At 61.4% G+C, this 17,874-nt stretch carries 16 protein-coding genes and 1 pseudogene; 14 read left to right on the top strand and 3 right to left on the bottom strand.

Annotation, left to right across the window (positions count from 1 at the left end; genetic code table 11):
* Window positions 1-480 precede the first annotated feature (480 nt).
* Window positions 481-1,146, top strand: coding sequence for a gamma-glutamylcyclotransferase (locus FVF58_RS34925; protein WP_149674279.1), 666 nt, complete (start codon window positions 481-483; stop codon window positions 1,144-1,146).
* Between the two features lie 4 nt (window positions 1,147-1,150).
* Here FVF58_RS34925 and FVF58_RS34920 read toward each other — a convergent pair whose 3' ends face one another.
* Window positions 1,151-1,870, bottom strand: coding sequence for a J domain-containing protein (locus tag FVF58_RS34920; RefSeq protein WP_149674299.1), 720 nt, complete (start codon window positions 1,868-1,870; stop codon window positions 1,151-1,153).
* Window positions 1,871-2,279: 409 nt separating this feature from the next.
* Between FVF58_RS34920 and FVF58_RS34915 the strand changes: the two genes are divergently transcribed.
* The 6 genes from FVF58_RS34915 to FVF58_RS34890 all read left to right on the top strand — a co-directional run bounded on the left by FVF58_RS34915 (window position 2,280) and on the right by FVF58_RS34890 (window position 8,669).
* A complete protein-coding gene (locus FVF58_RS34915; RefSeq protein ID WP_149674278.1) occupies window positions 2,280-2,939 on the top strand; it encodes an NADPH-dependent FMN reductase in 660 nt (219 codons plus the stop codon).
* Between the two features lie 358 nt (window positions 2,940-3,297).
* Entirely contained in the window at window positions 3,298-3,513 is a 216-nt protein-coding gene (locus tag FVF58_RS34910; protein WP_149674277.1) for a transcriptional regulator, read from the top strand.
* Window positions 3,514-3,945: 432 nt separating this feature from the next.
* The gene (gene iaaH, locus FVF58_RS34905; RefSeq protein WP_149674276.1) at window positions 3,946-5,400 is read left to right on the top strand and encodes an indoleacetamide hydrolase; all 1,455 of its coding nucleotides are present in this window, start codon (window positions 3,946-3,948) and stop codon (window positions 5,398-5,400) included.
* 144 nt (window positions 5,401-5,544) lie between these two features.
* Window positions 5,545-6,294, top strand: coding sequence for a CDP-diacylglycerol diphosphatase (locus FVF58_RS34900; RefSeq protein ID WP_246217297.1), 750 nt, complete (start codon window positions 5,545-5,547; stop codon window positions 6,292-6,294).
* Between the two features lie 133 nt (window positions 6,295-6,427).
* Window positions 6,428-7,516 carry a fatty acid desaturase gene (locus FVF58_RS34895; protein ID WP_149674274.1) on the top strand — a complete coding sequence of 363 codons (1,089 nt, stop codon included), beginning with the start codon at window positions 6,428-6,430 and terminating at the stop codon, window positions 7,514-7,516.
* A 145-nt stretch (window positions 7,517-7,661) separates the two neighbouring features.
* Window positions 7,662-8,669, top strand: a complete 1,008-nt coding sequence (locus tag FVF58_RS34890; protein ID WP_149674273.1) for a tyrosine-type recombinase/integrase — start codon at window positions 7,662-7,664, stop codon at window positions 8,667-8,669.
* 524 nt (window positions 8,670-9,193) lie between these two features.
* Here FVF58_RS34890 and FVF58_RS34885 read toward each other — a convergent pair.
* Together FVF58_RS34885 and FVF58_RS34880 are read right to left on the bottom strand one after the other, a co-directional pair.
* Window positions 9,194-10,873, bottom strand: a complete 1,680-nt coding sequence (locus FVF58_RS34885; protein ID WP_149674272.1) for an ABC-F family ATP-binding cassette domain-containing protein — start codon at window positions 10,871-10,873, stop codon at window positions 9,194-9,196.
* An 891-nt stretch (window positions 10,874-11,764) separates the two neighbouring features.
* On the bottom strand, window positions 11,765-12,355 hold the full coding sequence (locus FVF58_RS34880) for a BPSL1445 family SYLF domain-containing lipoprotein (RefSeq protein ID WP_188131012.1): 591 nt from the start codon (window positions 12,353-12,355) through the stop codon (window positions 11,765-11,767).
* 1,077 nt (window positions 12,356-13,432) lie between these two features.
* Between FVF58_RS34880 and FVF58_RS34875 the strand changes: the two genes are divergently transcribed.
* From FVF58_RS34875 to FVF58_RS34845, 7 genes and pseudogenes are all read left to right on the top strand, one after another.
* Window positions 13,433-13,771: an HdeA/HdeB family chaperone gene (locus FVF58_RS34875; RefSeq protein ID WP_188131009.1), complete on the top strand. Its 339-nt coding sequence runs from the start codon at window positions 13,433-13,435 to the stop codon at window positions 13,769-13,771.
* A gap of 548 nt (window positions 13,772-14,319) precedes the next feature.
* Complete coding sequence (locus FVF58_RS34870; protein WP_149674269.1) at window positions 14,320-14,499, top strand: hypothetical protein; 180 nt, start codon at window positions 14,320-14,322, stop codon at window positions 14,497-14,499.
* Between the two features lie 627 nt (window positions 14,500-15,126).
* Window positions 15,127-15,369: a type II toxin-antitoxin system CcdA family antitoxin gene (locus FVF58_RS34865; protein ID WP_246217296.1), complete on the top strand. Its 243-nt coding sequence runs from the start codon at window positions 15,127-15,129 to the stop codon at window positions 15,367-15,369.
* Window positions 15,369-15,689 (top strand): CcdB family protein, encoded by a 321-nt coding sequence (locus tag FVF58_RS34860; protein ID WP_149674268.1) that lies wholly within the window; start codon window positions 15,369-15,371, stop codon window positions 15,687-15,689. The genes FVF58_RS34865 and FVF58_RS34860 overlap by 1 nt, the downstream gene beginning before the upstream one ends.
* 132 nt (window positions 15,690-15,821) lie before the next feature.
* Window positions 15,822-16,169: a M48 family metallopeptidase gene (locus FVF58_RS34855; protein WP_149674267.1), complete on the top strand. Its 348-nt coding sequence runs from the start codon at window positions 15,822-15,824 to the stop codon at window positions 16,167-16,169.
* A gap of 210 nt (window positions 16,170-16,379) precedes the next feature.
* Window positions 16,380-16,684: pseudogene (locus FVF58_RS34850) on the top strand (IS6 family transposase); the annotation flags it as partial.
* 407 nt (window positions 16,685-17,091) lie between these two features.
* Window positions 17,092-17,859 carry a thioesterase II family protein gene (locus tag FVF58_RS34845; protein ID WP_149674266.1) on the top strand — a complete coding sequence of 256 codons (768 nt, stop codon included), beginning with the start codon at window positions 17,092-17,094 and terminating at the stop codon, window positions 17,857-17,859.
* Window positions 17,860-17,874 lie beyond the last annotated feature (15 nt).

Genomic DNA, 17,874 nt, shown 5'->3' with positions numbered 1-17,874 from the left:
CTGTCGGCCGCAGGCAAGGCGGCAAGCACGGGCGCATGCAACCCAAAAGAGGCACGCTCGCTGCGCGCACCGCACCGGCCTTGGGCATCACACAGAACCCTCCCTGTCGCACCGCTCCGACACGATCTGGTAGGCCGCGCCGCTGCCCGCCCTCGGCGCCGGAGGCGCGGCTTCGAACGACACGGCCGCGGGTGGCGAACTGATCGCCTTGACTCCTTTCGCAATGCCTGACGCCGCCGCTTAAGGGATAAACGCCGCGACCGCAACTACCACGATGTAAGTGAACATGGCATGCGGGACGATTCGCGCGGGGCTCGCCGCTGCCAGCCCGGCGAGCATCACAGCCGGGCACCCACTCATTGGCGCCGATCATACGACGCACTGTTTCGCGCAGACCGATTTATTCCGCCGCCGCTCGCGCTCATACTTCAACCAGTTTGTTAGGTCGGCGCGCGGCGCCGTTCATCACGGGACCCATTGATGCTGAACAGAAACGCCATCAGCTCCGGCGCGTACCTCGAAAGTTTTGATTCTCTGCCGAGAGAGATGCTGTGGACTCAGGCGCAGATCGATGCATCGCTCGCGCAGACCATGCAGGAGCGTCCGCAAGAAGGCGACGTCTGGGTCTTCGCCTACGGCTCGTTGATGTGGAATCCGATTTCGGACTTCGACAGCCGCCGCATCGCGACGCTGCACGGCTGGCATCGCAGCTTCTGTATCCGGCTGATCGCCGGGCGCGGCACGCCGCAGCAGCCGGGGCGCATGCTCTCGCTCGAACCGGGCGGCAGCACGCAAGGCGTTGCGCTGCGCCTGTGCGGCGCGACGCTCGAAGAAGAACTGCGGATTCTCTGGATCCGCGAAATGGTGACGGGCGCTTATCGTCCGACCTGGGCGCCGGTCACGCTCGAAGACGGCACCGAAGTCAGCGCAATCGCCTTCGTCGCCGAGCCCGGCGACTCGCAATACGAAGGCGACGCTCGCGCCGCAGCGATCGCGCCGTCGATGGCCGTCGCCACCGGCCTCTTCGGCACGAACGCGGAGTACGTGTTCAAGCTGCAAAGCGCGTTGGCGGATTGCGGCATAAACGATTCGTATATCGACGAGCTTGCGGGCGAGCTGACGCGGATCAGCGGCCAGCCCGCGTGATCCGTCAAAAACGCAGGCTGTTCAGAAACTGAAACCACAGACCGCCGAGCGCGCCGGCCGGATGAGCGTCGGCGGTGGGTTCATCTTGATTCGCTGGGTTGGCGGAGTTGGCGTGCTTTGCGCGATTGGCGGGCGCGTCGCGAGCAGCGGCATTCTTCCCTGTGGCCGCATCGGCCTGGTGCTTTATATCGGCATCCTTGGCGGCATCAACGGTATCGGCGGCATCAGTCGCCTTGCTTGCGTCGCCAGCCCCCCCAGCCTTCGCCGCCTCGCGCCGCGACGCCTGCAGCGCCGCCACGCTGTCCGCGATCTGCGCGGCGCGCCGCGGCTCGCACTGCCGCCCGAGCAGCACGCCGAACAGCACATCGCGATTGTGGCCTTCGTCGGCGAAACGGATCGCGACCGACACCATCTCCGCATACGCCGCTTCGTCGGCCGCGCGTGCCGCTGCCGCGCGCTGCGCGTGCGCGTGCTGCTGACGCTCGCGCTGGGCTTCCCAATGGCGCATCTGCTCCGCGTAGACCGCGTCGTACACCTTGCGCTGCTCGGCGTCGGAAAGGATCGCGTACGCGTCCTTGATTTCCTGGAACGCGGCGCGCGCCACGTGCTCAGCGCCGTGATTGCGGTCCGGATGCCACTTCATCGCGGCCTTGCGGTAGGCGCGCTTGATTTCTTCGTCGGTGGCGTGCGCTTGCACGCCGAGCGTGTCATATAGGGTCGTCATTGCCTGCCAGATCTCGCCGGGAATCATCGCGGACCATCGTAGCATGCGAAAAGCTGCATTTTTTAAAACGGCTCGCGCCAGTGCCGCGGCAACGACAATAAAAAAAGGCCTCGCCACCGAAGCGGCGAGGCCGAGTCCCATGTCAAGGAGTGTCATGGAGGAGACGAAACCAGCATAGCCGGCGGCCGTCACACGGCCAAACAACGGTTCACCATATGCTTATCCGGCGCGGCTTCACGTGCTTTGCAACGCAACGCGCCCGCGACCGGTTATATGGTTAGAACAAAAAGTCGCTTAGCCCCGCGCCCGGCGGTCATTAAGATGACACTTCAAAGTCCGGTTCGCCCCGGCCCGTCTGCGCGCAGCCCCGCGCCAGCGTGCCGTGAGCCGCTACCGAAGGAGCATCTCGTTGACCCGATTCGATCATCACCGCCGGCCGCTCGTCATCGGCATCGGCGGCACCACCCGCGCTGCTTCGTCGACCGAACGCGCGCTCGGCTTCGCGTTACGCGGTGCCGAGGCCACCGGCGCGAACACTCGCCTGTTCGGCGGCACCTTTCTGCATAGCCTGCCCCACTATGCGCCGGAACAGCCGAACCGCACCAAAGAACAGCTCGAACTGATCGACGCCGTGCGTCACGCGGACGCGCTGATCATCGCCACGCCCGGCTATCACGGCGGCGTGTCCGGTCTCGTGAAGAACGCGCTCGACACGCTCGAAGAACTGCGCGCCGACGAGCGCCCGTATCTGGACGGCCGCGCGGTCGGCTGCATCGTCACCGCGTATGGCTGGCAGGCCGCTGGTTCGGTGCTGACCTCGCTGCGCTCGATCATCCACGCGCTGCGCGGCTGGCCCACGCCGTTCGGCGCGGGCATCAACACGCTCGAAACGCGCTTCGATGCCGTCGACACCTGCTCAGACCCGAAAGTCGTCGATCAGCTCGCGACAGTCGGCCAGCAGGCCGCGCAATTCGCGCTGGCGTTCAATGCACATCGCGCGCCGAACCCGCTGTCGGCCGGCCAGCCGCTCGGCGAAACGCAACCCGCGCGTCTGCTGCACGCGGTCTGATTCTGGGCCGCACACCGCTCGCGCATCCCTCACCCACCCCTCGCGCACGATCTCCCGTGGACCGCTCTCGCGATCCACGGAAGCGGCATTTGCGCAATCCGTGCGGGACATAACAGACCGCGCAGCCGCCCCGCTGTTAGTGTGATCGGCACAGCGAATACGATCCGATCCGGGCTCCTGAAGACCGCTCCCGAACCCCGCTGATTAGCTTACGACGAAAGATTGGTTCACCCGCTGTGCAGCGCGCCCTACGCTTGCCCCTAGCCGCCCACTCATCGATCGTCTGGCGCTACGGGTTACGTCCTACGCACTGATTTTTTTGCAACGCATGCGGGCACACTGATAAGAAGTCGACATCATGAAGTCACATATCCGCTACAAGGGTTACGAGGTCGCGCCCGTCGCGCAACTGCTGCCCAACGGCCTGTTCGCCGCCAATCTGACCATCGAGAACACTTCCGCGAACAACGGCAAGGCGTATTCGTTCGACGCGCTCGATTACTTCTTCGACGAAGAACATGCGCTCGCCTATGCGTTCCGATGGGGACGTATGTGGATCGACAATCATCAGTGACGTCCATCGCGTCGATCGTCGCGACGACCAGGCTCGCGGTGCTCGCGGCTTGAAAGAACTGCGCGCGAACCTGAGAGCAGTTGCCTGCTAGCGGCGGCCGTTGCATCGTCCGGCGTCGGCATCCGGACGGGTGTGCCAGAATAGGCGGCATCACGAGTACGCCCTCTGCATCCCGCCATGTCCGACACGTCGACCGATATTGCCGAAGCTCGCAGCCCATGCTCGCGGATTTCGCGTGGCCGTTGCCCGCGTAAAGCGCGGCGCGCACGCGCGCACTACGCGTGCGCCTGCTCATGCGGCCTCCCGGCGTCCCCATGTCTGCTGAACTTGCCGTGATCGCGCACCCGGCGTTGCCCGCGCGTCGCGCGTATCGCGCCGCGCTTCGCATCACGCTCGCGCCGGCAGCGCACCCGACGATAAGGAGACGCGCCCATGCCCTGGACCGTCGATGAACAACTCGCGCTGAGCGCCACCCAAGCGGTCGCTGCGATCCAGTCCGGGCGCCTCGCCGCCGCCGACTACATGGGCACACTGCTCGCCCGCGCCGCGGCGTTGTCGAGCCTCAACGCGCTCACCACGCTCGACCTCCCCGGCGCGCTTGCCGCCGCGAGGCGCATCGATGCGCTGCCCGCCTCGGCCAAGGCGCAATTGGCGCTCGCCGGCCTGCCGGTCGTCGTCAAGGACAACATCAATACCGCGGGCTTGCAGACCTCGGCGGGCACGCCCGCTCTCGAAGGCTTCGTGCCGTCGACCAACGCGCCGTCCGTGCAACGGCTCATCGACGCGGGCGCGATCGTGCTCGGCAAAGCGAACATGCACGAACTCGCGTTCGGCATCACGAGTACGAATTTCGCCACGCATGCCGGCCCGGTGCGCAATCCCTACGATCCCTCGCTGATTCCCGGCGGCTCGTCGGGCGGCACCGCGGTGGCGATCGCCGCGCGCATCGCGCCCGCGGGTCTGGGCACCGATACCGGCGGCTCGACCCGCATTCCGGCGGCGTTGACGGGCACTGCGGGGTTCCGGCCGTCGGTCGGCAACGGCGGCGCCGAGCGGCGCTATCACGATCCAGACGCCGTGGTGCCGATCAGCCACACGCGCGACACCGTGGGACCGATGGCGCGCACCGTCGCCGACCTCGCGCTGCTCGACGGCGTGATCACCTCGGCCGGCGCGTTGCCCGCGCTCGCGCTGAGCGGCCTGCGCATCGGCCTGCCCGCGCCGCTGTGGGACGGGCTCGAACGCCAGGTGGACGACGTGGCGCGGGCCGCGCTGGTGCGGCTCGAAGCGGCCGGCGTGGTGTTCGTGCCGGTGGCGATGAGCGAGCTGGAACAGCTCAATGCGATGGTCGGCGGTCCGGTTGCGATTCACGAAGCACGCGCCGACGTGCTCGCCTGGCTTGTCGCCAACCACGCGCCGGTCAGCACGGTGGCCGAACTGGCCGCGCGCATCGCGAGCCCGGATGTGCGCGCGATCTACGACAGCGTGCTCGCGGATGCGCTCGGCGCGCAGTACGCGGCGGCGCTGAACCACTGGCGGCCGCGCTTGCAGCAGTACATGGCCGCGACCTTCGCCGCTGAGCGCCTCGACGCGCTGCTGTTTCCGACCACCCGCCTGACCGCGGTGCCGATCGACGACGTGAGCGGTTCGTCGACGGTCTCGATCGACGGCGCGCCGCCGATCGACACGATGGAAGCGTTCCTGCGCAATACCGATCCGGCCAGCACGTCCGGCATTCCAGGGCTGTCGCTGCCAGCCGGGATGAGCGCGAGTGGGCTGCCGGTCGGCCTCGAACTGGACGGGCCGCTGGGCTCGGACCGGCGGCTGCTGGCGATCGGCGTCGCGTTCGAGCAGTGTCTTGGCGGCCTGCCGGCGCCGGTGCTTTGACGCCGCTTATCGCGATGTGTTGACCTTTCGTACCGCTTGACGCCAACGACAACCCCTCTGAAACCGCTAGCCAAAGTGCCGATGACGACACGAACATCCACCCCCGCCCACCCGCAAACGCAGCCGCAAATGCGGCGAACCTTCATGCGCCACGCCGTCCGTCTGGCGTCCACGTTAGCCGTCCTATGCAGTGCCGCCGGATGCGCGCGCCTCGCCACGGTCGATTCCAACGCGCTGTGGAAGATCGTCGACATACGCTGTGTGCCGTCGCAGCAGGCCACCGGCACGCCGGGCCAATGCACGATGGTCGATCTCGACAAACGTTACGTGGTCCTGAAGGATATCGTCGGCCGTTCGCAGCATCTGCTGATTCCGACCGACCGCATCACCGGCATCGAAAGTCCGCTCGTGCTGGCGCCGCACGCGCAAGATTACTGGGTCGACGCGTGGGGCTCGCGGCATTACGTCGAGACTGCCGTCAAGCGCGCGTTGCCGGACGATCAGCTCGGCCTCGAAATCAACTCAGAATATCTCCGCACGCAAAACCAGCTGCATATCCATATCGACTGCCTGCGCCGCGACGTCAGTGACGCGCTCGCGAGACATGCGAAGGACACGCCTGACGAATGGCGTTGGCAGACGATCGACGGCGAGCGTTACCGGATCAGACGCGTAACGTCGCTCACCGGGACCAGCAATCCTTTCCGCGTCGTCGCGCGCGACAATCACGGCGCCGCGGCCATGGCGACCCAGACCATCCTCGTGACCGGCGCGGGACCGGACGCCGACAAGGACGGCTGGCTGATCGTCAACAGCGGCACCGACGTCGGCAACGGCAGCGGCTCGGCCGAGGGGCTCATGGATCACGCATGCCGCGTGGCGGATGCCAATTGAGCCTGACCCCGCGCCGCTACCGCTTTCGCCGCCTTTGCACGATCGAGCAGATGCATTGCTCAATAAAATGGTTCTGGCGTCGCCCGTTGGTCCGTAGGATCGGTCTGAATCTGCTTGATGACCGGTCCCGCCCATGGCGATTTATCTCGACGACGCGCAACGCACTTCCCTCGCCCGGCTGGCAACGAGCCTTACGTGGCGCACGCAATGGCCGACATGGGCGCTGGTCGTCGCGATCTACGGCGGCTGGTTCGGCGTCGCGACCCATGCGCGCGAACTCGGCCTGCCGTTGAGCGCAGCACTGCTCGCGGTATTCGGCACATGGTACATGTCGTTGCAGCACGAATTGCTGCATGGCCATCCGACCCGTTCGCCGTTCGTCAACGCGCTGCTCGGCTTCACGCCGCTTGCGGTGTGGTTCCCTTATCGCATCTATCGCGACTCGCATCTTCAGCATCACGACGATCCGCATCTGACACATCCGGGCTGCGATCCCGAAAGCTATTTCGTCAGCCAGCAGGTGTGGATGCAGGCGGGCCCCGCGATTCGCACGCTGCTCGCGTTCCGCAATACGTTTATTGGCCGGCTTCTGGTGGGCCCCGCATTCGCGATTGCAGCAACCAACGCGCAGGCGCTCGGCAAGATCAAACGCGGCGACTGGCGCGACGTGCCGGCATGGCTCGCGCACTTCGCCGCATTGGCCTCGCTCACCATCTGGTTGCAGCAGGTTTGCGCGATACCCGCGTGGGTTTTTATCGTCGGCGTGGGATATGGCGCGCTGTCGCTCGCGTCGGTCCGCTCGTTTCATGAACATCGCGCGGCGCAGGATCATGCGCATCGCACCGTCATCAACGAAGCGGGATGGTGCTGGCGCTTGCTGTTTCTGAACAACAACTACCATGCAGTGCATCACGATCTTCCGCATGTTCCCTGGTTTGCACTTCGGGAGGTCTATGAAACGTCCCGCCAGCAATACATAGAACGCTCGGGAGGCTTTCTGGTAAAGGGTTACAGCGAGTGGCTGAGACTTTACGCGTTCGCTCGGGTCGCCCATCCAGTTTATGGGGATCTATCCGACTTGATCCAGAGTAATCCATCTGCTTCCGACAGTTTTGCGGGTAAATTGCGGGTAAAGTTTATGGTAGTTGTCCGTCGAGGAGAACTCCATGAAGCTAACCTACCCGCTGCTGCTGAACGCCAAACCGCAAGACAAGCGCTATAAGATTCGCGACCGCGACTCCATGTATCTACGGTTGTCAAATTTGACTACCGGCTAGATGGCAAGGATTGCACAGCTATAGCCTTGGGCGATTCCCTGATCTGTCGATAAGCGACGCCCCCAACGTCGCAATGATGCAGCCAAGCTCGTGTCGTCCAGCGTTCACCCCAAGGCCTATGAGAAGCAGCTGCAACTGCAGACGATCACACATAACAAGAACACCTTTTGGGCCGTCTGCGAAGACTGGATTGAAGACAACCGCGACAGGTGGAGCGAGGATTACTGCGGGCAGGCCATACGCTTTCTCACACGCTACGTGAAAGATTCGCCACTCGGGAAGATGCCAGTACGCGATATCAAGGTGGCACACGTCTACGATCTGCTGCAATCCATCGCAAAGCGCAAAGTGATTGCACGCAACGAACGCAAGGCTGAGGGCACTCCCCATATCGCGACACGACTCCGCCAACACCTTGACGCGATATTCAGGCGAGCGATTATCAGCGGGCGGGTCGACGCGAATCCTGTTGCAGCGCTCAAGCCATCCGATGTAGTGACACTCCCGCCTCCGCGCCACAACCGGGCGCTGGAGGCTAATGAACTGAAACACGTGCTGGCGGCATTCTCGGTTACGGGAACTGAGCTCATACGTTTAGTGATGCGTCTACTGTTCCTTACGTCGGTGCGTACCGTCGAGTCGCGAGGTGCGACGTGGGGAGAGATCGACCTGGAATCCGCCATATGGGTCATCCCCGGCGAGCGCATGAAGATGGAGCGTCCACATGTCGTGCCCCTCAGCCCTCAAACAATTGAGATTTTGGAAAAAATCAGAGAGATTACACGGCCTAAAGGCGCCGATGATTACCTTTTCCCAAACGTCAGAGACAAATCGCGGCCCATGGCGGCTACCACAATCAATGCAGCCTTGGTCGGCGCTGGATTCAATCATGAACGGCTCTTCAGGGCGCACGGCGCACGAGGGACGTTCAGTACATGGGCGCACGAACAGGGGTTTGCTCCCCTGGCGATTGAACGTCAGTTGGCCCACGTCGAAAAGAATCGCGTGAGTCGCGCGTATAACAAGGCGGAGTTTTTTCCTGAGAGACAGAAGATGATGCAGGACTGGGGGCATTATCTGGAGAGCTTGAGCGATTAATCTTTTGGTCCGCGTCGCCCCCCGCTCACGGCACAAGCGATTTCGCAACCCCGAAGAAATAGCGCGCGAAGCGTTTCAGACTCGTTTGCGTGAGTTGGCCGATGATTCCCACTCGATCGTCAATCGGTGATCGGGGTCCCTACGGAGACGGCCTTTCCGCCCGGTCGGATAGCGACGATACCGTCAGCGATACCGTGAGGATTTGATCCGGACGTGCTCGCACGCGCCTGGCTGTATCCGCAGCCCACAGTTGCCGTGCGGACTCCTGACGCCGCAATGACAGCTTCCGGGATGCAACTGACGCTCGGCCCGCCGAGTTGGTCGGCAAGTTATCGGCCGGAGCCGTCATTGGGATGGGCTGGGTTCTACGTCAGCAATGTGGCTGATTGCCGACGATGGCGTCATCGAGCAACCCGGTGGCAGCATCCTGCATCAGTGAGCTCACACTCCCGATCTTAAGCGGCCCTTCGACTCGATGCGAGCGCTATGGCAGCTTCCAAACTGGAACTGCCAGGGGGTTTAACTCAGACGATGACCTTCTGCTCCCCGGCGGCCTGCTCGCGCATGCGACGGGCTTCGTCGCGCAGGAACTGCTGGTAATCGTCCAGATCGCCGTCAAAGGGCTCGACGCCACCCTTGGTGACGAGCCAGAACTCGTCACAGACCGCGCGCAGCAGGGACCTGTCGTGACTGACCAGTATCACTGTGCCTTCGAATTCGTTGAGTGCCATGCCTAGCGCTTCGCGTGTGGCCAGGTCGAGGTGGTTGGTAGGCTCGTCGAGCAGCAGCAGATTGGGGCGCTGCCACACGATCATGCACAACACGAGCCGCGCCTTTTCGCCACCGCTCATCGTGTTGACCGCCTGATGGACCATGTCGCCACTGAAGTTGAAGGTGCCGAGGAAGGTGCGAAGCGATTGTTCGGTGCCACTCTGGCCGGGCGCGCGCATGTGCGGCGGCGTGTCCTTGGCAAGGCGGATCATGTGTTCCATCGGCGTGTCGAGCGGACGCAGCACGTCGAGTTCCTGCTGTGCGAAGTAGCCAATGTTCAGGCCTTTGCCTTCGCTGATTTCGCCAGCAATCGGCGCCAGTGCGTGCGCCACCGTCTTCACCAGCGTGGACTTGCCCTGGCCGTTGGCACCGAGGATGCCGATGCGCTGCCCGGCCAGCACGGATCGGTTGATGCCCCGCACGATGACCGTGGGCGGCGTGCCCGGCAGTGCGTCGGTCGGCGCCGGGTAGCCGAAGCTCGCGTCCAGCATCGACAACAGCGGGTTCGGGACGTTGAGCGGTTCCTTGAACTCGAAGGTGAACTCTGCGTCGGCAAGCACGGGTGCGATCTTCTCCATGCGTTCGAGCGCCTTGACCCGGCTCTGCGCCTGCTTCGCCTTCGAGGCCTTGGCCTTGAAACGGTCGATGAATTTCTGCAGGTGGGCGATCTTGTCCGCCTGCCTGGCCATCGCGGCCTGCTGCAACACGAGCTGCTCAGCGCGCATCTCTTCGAACTTGCTGTAGTTGCCGCCATAACGCACGAGCCTGGCGTTGTCGACGTGCACCGTCACCTGCGTCACCGCGTCGAGGAATTCGCGATCGTGGCTGATCACTACCAGGGTTCCTTGATAGCGCTTGAGCCACGCTTCCAGCCAGACCAGCGCGTCGAGGTCGAGGTGATTGGTCGGCTCGTCGAGCAGCAACAGGTCGGACGGGCACATGAGCGCGCGCGCCAGTTGCAGTCGCATGCGCCAGCCGCCGGAGAAACTGTTGACCGGCTGGCTAAGCTGCGCATCACTGAAGCCAAGGCCCAGGATCAGCGCTTGGGCACGTGCGGGGGCATCGTGCGCACCGGCGTCGTGCAGGTCCATGTAGGCGTGCGCCATGCGCATACCGTCGTCACTGGCCTCAGCGGCGGCTACTTCGGCCTGCGCGGCCAGCAGCACGGTGTCACCCTCGACTACGAAGTCGGTCGCGCTCTGCTCGGTCTCCGACATCTCCTGCGCGACCTGGCCCATCTTCCACGCAGCGGGAATCGAGAACTCGCCACTATCTTCGTGCAGCGTGCCGTTGAGAAGGCCGAAGAAGGACGACTTGCCGGCGCCATTGCGGCCGACAAGACCAATCTTTTCGCCGGGGGTGAAGGTGATGGACGCGTTGTCGAGTACGACATTAACGCCGCGGCGCAGCGTGAGATTACGGACGGAAATCATAAGGGGCTACTTCGGAGAGGATAGGCATGATAGCCGACCGGATGTACAGGGCGGTCTCTTTTCTGGCCGCACGAGTGAAGAGCCGCTTGCGCTTTGCGGCGCCCACCGTCCACAAAGCGAGGCGGGCACTGGCGCACCGGGTGTTCCGGCTGCGGGGCCAGCGAACAGACGGTGAGTGACGGCTCCTGGCCGATAGCACCAGTTCGATGAAGGTGCCGCCGTGAGGATGTTGGAATTCTCAAGGGCAGCTTTCAGGCGGTTCGTGAGAATCCGTACTTCCGGCCATGAGCCGTCGTTCGACTCGATCGTCGGTTTGACATTCAAGTGTCGGCTTCGCTCAGAAACCACTTGACGGACTGGCTCAGGGCGTGTTGCGGTCATTGGGCCGATCGCCGGCCAAGGGTCGGTGTAGGTTGCTCTGCGGTCGTTGGACGAGCTGTTACTTCGAATGACAGCTTTTCACCCTACCAGAGGACGGCACCCGACCCTGAGCAGCCACAAGACGCAGGGTGACCTCAACGACCGCTTCCAGCGGTAAAACGGACCCTTCGTGGTGGCGTCAAGGTTCACCGGCTGGTTTTTTCTGTCGGCGGGCGGAACGCCGTAAATCGTCGCGCTTTCCTCTGGCGATAGCACGGCTGTCGAAACCTGCACGCCACCCGCGGTGCGAGTCACCGCGCGGTTCTGATATCCCGGCACGCCGACGGTTGACGACGTTCCTGCACATCCTCCGAATACACTGGCGCAGAGGACGGCTTGCACCGGCGTCAAGATGCGGTTCAATGAGGCACGCGCGGGAAATCGTGTTCGTGCCTCCGGTCTTCGTGCCCAGGTCAGCGGTCTCTTGCCGGCGTGATGGCAGGGGACGGGCCGACGCTAGCGCGAGCGACTTCAGATTTTCAGTCGGGAAACCTTGGTGCCAGACAGCGACACATCACCCATTAGTCCGGCGTTGGTCATCACAATTGCTTGAACCGGTGCGGTAGCCGTTGTCGTATCGATCTGGCCATTCGCTCCAACCGTCACCAGCGCAACCGATCCTTCGCCACCAACTGACCAGCCTTTCGAGTTGCGGAAGCTGTTAAGCGCATCATGGGTCATGAAGAGGAAGATGACAGCCTTGGATTGCGCACCTGCCTGCAAGCCGAATGAGGCCGCCGCCGTGCTGTAGTAGCCGACCGTTTTCCCACCTACCCGCAAAGCGCCTTGACCGTACTCTCCCCCGGCGACGAAGCCAGCCTTGATCACAGCCGGGAATACGAGTACGCCATCCGCCTTGGCGACAAGTTCTTTTGAGCCTTTGACTGTCTCGAACAGCCGTGACAGTGTCGCGTTGACCTTTGCGTCGATTTCGTGACGCTTCGCTGCACCGGACTCTGCGGCAACGGCCTCAGTCATTGTCGCTGGGAATCTGGTCAGCGACAGTCCCACGATCGTTAGCGTTGCGGCACCTGTCTTCAGAACAGAACGTCTGCGCATCATCACCTCCATCAAGGGTTACGGTCGAATTCACTACCTCTGGCAATTAGCCGGCGTGGCGCGTGCAATCAATGCGTTGGCTACGTTGAGGGCATCACATGGTGGAACCTGGTCGCTATTTTCGTCGGGAAACGAGTAACGCGAAGCAAACGGATGGAGCCGGTCGAGGGGCCGGTTATTGCAGGCGGCTCAATCGCCTCGACGTAAACGATTGGAAAATGAGGCGAGGATTGTGGCGCCGCTAGCGGCCGTGAAAATTGAACCAAAGCCAGGCGAAGCCTCTTCGTCTGGCGATGCAGCAATATCGATCAATCTAATCCGACCGGGCTCCTGGTTCGTCGTCGTGCCAACAATATTTGGCAGACTCGCGCGTTGCGCAATAGGACTTAGGTCCAATATGGTGATGGCAGCCTCTTGCAGAGACGGGCCGGATCAACTGCCGCACTCGACTGCCGGTAGGCGTTCGTCGTCGCGAACGGGCTGGCTGCTCACTGATGTACTTCAGACGTTTGAGTGTCCGTGCAACGGCGCGCGTGAATGATCGCCCTTGGCCGAGAGCACCAGTTCGGCGAACGCCCTCCAGAGCGGACGTTGGAGTCATCAACGGCGGCTTTCCGGCAGGCTGGGTGAATGCGTACTTCCGGCCATGTACCGCCATTCGCCAGCACCGTCACTCGGACATTCAGGCGTCGGGTATTCCGGGTCTTCTTACCCTTAACCGATGCCCGCGAGAGGCTTTTAGGCCGATTCGAGCGGATTGAAAGCGCAATACGGCGAATTTCTCATCAGAATCGACGCAATATAAATAGTCCCTCGGCGCGGTGCGCGCCGCGTTGGGAAAAGGCCGCGCGGGCTTACTTCGTCTGATTGTATTGAACTTTGGTCCTATATCGGCATCCCCACCAGTCGTCTATTCTATTGCTCAGGTAATCGTGGTCGAACGTGCGTTCTGGCGCGAGGCGCCCGGAGGAAATCAAAGGCCGAGCCATCTCGTACGGAGCGTAACCCCGACGACGCCGTTCGCGATACCGCCGTCGCTCAATACGAACCGATTTGTACTGTTTAGTAGCGGAGAGAGCCGTGAATACGATCAAAGCAGCAGTCTGTCTTATCGGAGTCGCCCTGTCGGCATCCTGCCTTGCCGATTCGAGTAAGGAAATGAAACCAGCCAAAATGACATGCCAGGACTTCATCGTGATGGATGATGTGTACAAGCCACAGATGGTGTACTGGATGGACGGCTACAACAACAAAGGCAAGCTGCGAGCCGAAGATGTCGTCATGGTCGGTCAGGACGAAACCGTTGCCGCGCTGATTGAGGAATGCAAGAAGACGCCGAAGCAGTCTTTTGCGCAAAAGGTGAAATATTTCTTTTCACACGGCAACACGCCGATCAGCAAGACCTATACCCACAATTGAACGAGTTCGCGTCGAGAATAGGTGCACCGGGAGACCGGTAAGCAGTAAGGGGTGAAAGTCGGCTCCTGTCGCACGGAGGCCATTCTCCTTGCGTTGCTGCCGGACGATGGGCGAACCGACGAGTTCTTCAGCACTGCGGGACCGAATCCGTGGCAGATGTTTCGTTTGGAAACAGGCCACTGCTTCACACACGCGATCGTCACAACCGACCCTGGGCGGATAATCGGCCGAATCCTTTCGCAACGACAGTTCACGGAGCTCGCTGCCGCCGTTTCTGAAATCCTTGAGCAAAATCACAAGGAATATTGTGTTTCTCGGTAACCGACACGTACCTGCAATACGTCGGCTACCAACTGACAATCCCCCCCGATGTTCGCCAACCCGATCTTCAAAAAGGGACGTGGGAATGGCACAAAGGCAGTCCAGTTATAGCCGTGCAGCTAAGGCGATGGCGTTGCTCCAGGAAATGGCACATCTCGTGCATATCGGAGTGCGCGATCGCTCTTAACGTAAGTTTTGTGGCTTCAACTTTCGATTCGGAGACTGCAATGAACATACTAGTGATCAAAGATCTGACCAAGATCGAAGACTTGGACAGAAGTGCCATGGCGCTCGTGCGTGGCGGGATTATCGGTGGATGCACCGTTGTTGACTATACCAACGTGAACACATGGGTCACCACGACCGTCCTACGAATGAACGATATCGCCAACGGCGGAAAGTGCTAGTCGGGCGGGAAGTGGGCAAGTAGCTGGCGCCAGCGAACCTATCACTTCTCTGCCCCGCAAGCAGGCGTGCTCCGCACGTCAAGGCCCGGCCGCATATAGCTGGGTTTGTCTATGTGAAAAACTAACAGATCACACCTACCTCCCAGAGCGCGAGACCACGCAAACCAACGTTAGCGCACGTTCAATCTTTTTATACCGGTCATTCAAAATTGCCGAACCCCTGAAGGCTCGAATGACCGGAGTGGCCGATGACTTGTCCTCGATCGACGGTACGGAATGACCGTTCCGCTCTGATACGCGCCCTTGAACCTCCGGCGGCTCGACCGGCAGTAACGGGTCGAAAGTGTGAGTTCGCGGATGCAGGAAGCTGCCGTCCAGCTGCTTGATGCCGTCTCCGTCGGCAATCCCCCCCATTGCTGACGTGCGACCGAGGACAGCCCAATGTCGGCTTTGGCCGATCAAGTAACGCCTCGACCCGCACATCATCTCGCCCCCTTCCTCGCGAGCACCATTCCACGTCGCGGCAGTTTCCTCAATCGGATTCGTGACCAGCCACGCAACCAACGGACTTGTGCTCCGTCGAGCATGTGCACCATAATGCACATGGTATGCAACATGGAGCCGCACATGGGCAAAGCGCTCGAAGTTCGACCGCGTAAATCCACCAACGTCACCTTGCCGCCTGAGTTGCTGGAGCGGGCCAAGCAGCTTGGTATTAATCTTTCGCGGGCGAGCGAGCGCGGCGTGCGCGAAGAAATCCAGGAGGCGGAGGCGCGCCGTTGGGCCGATGATAACGCCGAGCTGATCGCCGCCTACACGGCGATGGTCGATCGCGACGGGCTTCCGCTCGCGAAATACAGGACGTTTTAATGCCCCGGTTTGACCTCTACACGAACCCCGACAGTGAGACGCGCAAACTTGCACCTTACCTGCTCGACGTGCAAAGCACCCATGTCGGCATTCTGCCGACGCGCATTGTGATTCCTCTGCGACCTGTCCGGCAGCTCGCCTTCTCCGGCAAACCATCCGACCTGCTTCCCGTTTTCGAAGTCAACGGCGAAGAATGTTTCCTTGATACGCCTGGCATGAGCGCAATCCCGTTGAACCCTCTCGACAAGTGCATCGGTTCCCTTTCAGATCGACGTGAGGCCATTCTCGCGGCGCTCGACCGGATCTTCGGCGCATACTGAGCGATAACAGGACGGCTTTGTTCGAAAGGGTCGACCCTCGTATCAGCAAATCAACCTTAAACCTCTAAACATTAATCTCGCTGTTGCGCTTCACCCTTGAAACCGCCCCGGGAAACCGCGATTGGAGATGCGATGCAATTCGACAAGCAACAGAAGAGGCTCAGGCAGAGTGGCGCAACTATGCGTCCTGGTCCACCGAGCTTATTGGCGAAGGTACTAGCCGTGGTGATAGGCGCTGCGCTGCTCGTCGTGGGGTTCGCCGTTTCGCTTGTGATGTTGGCTGTGGTGCTTGCGGCAGGCATTGTGATCGGCGGTTTCGTCTGGTGGAAAACGCGCGATCTGCGCAAACAGCTTCGCGAGCAAGCAATGCGCGCACAGCAGATGCACGAGCAACAGGTGCGCGAGCGCGCGGGCCAGTGCATGGATATCGGCGACGTGATCGAGGACGTCGAGTTCCACGACGAGACTCGACAGAAGTAAGCGCTGCACCATGACTGCGCATGCGCTGCCGCGTCACTGGCCGCGAAGAGGGTGTGTCCGGAATTTTGTGTAAGCGGGTTGAGGTTTAACCCGGCACCAGCCGCACTTCGAACTGGATCGTGAAGCGGTTCAGTGCTGCCTTCGGCACTGTCAGGTTGTTGCAGAAGTCGACGAATACAATGGGGCATGAAGAAAGTTGCCGTTTCCATTATGCCGTCGGCTGATGCGCCGATTCCATTCAAAGGCTACCGATTCCCGCCGGACATCATCAGCTATGCGGTGTGGCTCTATTACCGCTTTCCGCTGCGTCTGCGTATGGTCGAGGAGATGCTGGCGGCACGAGCGATCGATCTGACGTACGAAACGGTGCGGTGCTGAGCGACGAAATTCGGTCAGGCGATCGCCTGGCGCATTCGGTCGACAGCGCCGGGGCGCGGCGACAAGTGGCACCTGTCGTGACGATCAACGGCAGGAAGCACTGGCTATGGCGGGCCGTCGATCAGCACGGCGTTGTCAAGTTGGCTGCAGCAGCTTAACTCTGTTGCAGAATCGTAGTTATCCTTATCAGATCAATCCCATGGTGACCGCGCCGTGCGGACGCGACTGGAGACGCTAGAACAGCCGGTGCTCGCGATGCAGGTTTGGCAGGTTCCGGTCCAAACTTTGGGGTAGATGGGCCTCAAAGATACCGCTGCGCCCGCTGTCTGGATGGCCGTCCTGTCTGCCTGATCAGGTATCCTTTATACAACAAAATATCTCGTCCATATCGACTATTTGCACCAGTGCCAGCAGACCCTCCCTGTACTAAAAGACGGGGGACGGTCTTGATGTCCGCGCTTATGCTATTGGTTACGAGCGCTCGGCCACACGGCCAGCGATTCACTTTCCTGACCTTCTCCATCAAAGGGTTGCTCGCAGAATCATGCTCGTCAAGAAAACACCGTGGTTGATCCTGCACGAGCCGCGCCCCGAAGCTCGAATCCGATTGTTCTGCTTTCCCTATGCGGGTGGTGGATCTGGACTTTATCGTCGCTGGGCCTTGGACATGCCACCGCATATCGAAGTCGTCTCAGTCGAACCGCCCGGACGTCAAACGAGATTCTCGGAGCCGCCTCCCGGCGGACTCGGAGAAATTGTCGACGCCTTGACTGACGCCACGGACACCCTTATGGGAAAGCCATACGCAACGTTTGGCCATAGCCTTGGCAGCATCGTAAGTGTCGAATTCGTGCGCAACGTTGTGCAGAAAGGAAAACCGGCTCCGATACACATGTTCTGTTCGGCGCATAGGGCGCCACATATCGAGCCACGCAAAGATCCAGTCCACATGCTGACCGACCATGAACTCGTCCAGCGTCTTGCGGAATTGGGAGGTACGTCCACGGAGCTTCTCGCTAGACCAGAATGGTTACGGCCGTTCTTGAAAACCATTCGAGCAGATTTGCGAATTGCTGAGCGCTACTGCACAAGCACACCTTTTGCATTACCTAGCAGGCTTTCTGTCTTCGGAGGGACTCACGATAAAAATGTCGAAATCGGGTCGCTCCTGGCATGGGAGACCTACAGTGACGGGCCATTCAAGCTACGGCTCGTCGAAGGGGGACACTTCTTCATACACACATCGGCGGTAGAAGTGATGTCGCATATTCTCACTGACCTCTCCATGGTGGATGGCAACGTTCCAGCATGACAAGACCCGACTGAC

This window comes from Paraburkholderia panacisoli (assembly GCF_008369935.1).
Lineage (GTDB): Bacteria > Pseudomonadota > Gammaproteobacteria > Burkholderiales > Burkholderiaceae > Paraburkholderia > Paraburkholderia panacisoli.
Note: the sequence above shows the minus strand (reverse complement) of the source record. Positions and strands in the feature narration are given on the sequence as shown.

Bases quoted from the DNA above. Each gene is read 5' to 3' on its own strand.
- FVF58_RS34910 (WP_149674277.1), top strand. From the start codon at position 3,298: ATGAAGTCACATATCCGCTACAAGGGTTACGAGGTCGCGCCCGTCGCG.
- FVF58_RS34885 (WP_149674272.1), bottom strand. From the start codon at position 10,873: ATGATTTCCGTCCGTAATCTCACGCTGCGCCGCGGCGTTAATGTCGTA.
- FVF58_RS34870 (WP_149674269.1), top strand. From the start codon at position 14,320: ATGAACATACTAGTGATCAAAGATCTGACCAAGATCGAAGACTTGGAC.
- iaaH (WP_149674276.1), top strand. From the start codon at position 3,946: ATGCCCTGGACCGTCGATGAACAACTCGCGCTGAGCGCCACCCAAGCG.
- FVF58_RS34855 (WP_149674267.1), top strand. From the start codon at position 15,822: ATGCAATTCGACAAGCAACAGAAGAGGCTCAGGCAGAGTGGCGCAACT.
- FVF58_RS34920 (WP_149674299.1), bottom strand. From the start codon at position 1,870: ATGACGACCCTATATGACACGCTCGGCGTGCAAGCGCACGCCACCGAC.
- FVF58_RS34860 (WP_149674268.1), top strand. From the start codon at position 15,369: ATGCCCCGGTTTGACCTCTACACGAACCCCGACAGTGAGACGCGCAAA.
- FVF58_RS34925 (WP_149674279.1), top strand. From the start codon at position 481: ATGCTGAACAGAAACGCCATCAGCTCCGGCGCGTACCTCGAAAGTTTT.
- FVF58_RS34880 (WP_188131012.1), bottom strand. From the start codon at position 12,355: ATGATGCGCAGACGTTCTGTTCTGAAGACAGGTGCCGCAACGCTAACG.
- FVF58_RS34865 (WP_246217296.1), top strand. From the start codon at position 15,127: ATGGGCAAAGCGCTCGAAGTTCGACCGCGTAAATCCACCAACGTCACC.
- FVF58_RS34845 (WP_149674266.1), top strand. From the start codon at position 17,092: ATGCTCGTCAAGAAAACACCGTGGTTGATCCTGCACGAGCCGCGCCCC.
- FVF58_RS34895 (WP_149674274.1), top strand. From the start codon at position 6,428: ATGGCGATTTATCTCGACGACGCGCAACGCACTTCCCTCGCCCGGCTG.
- FVF58_RS34900 (WP_246217297.1), top strand. From the start codon at position 5,545: ATGCGCCACGCCGTCCGTCTGGCGTCCACGTTAGCCGTCCTATGCAGT.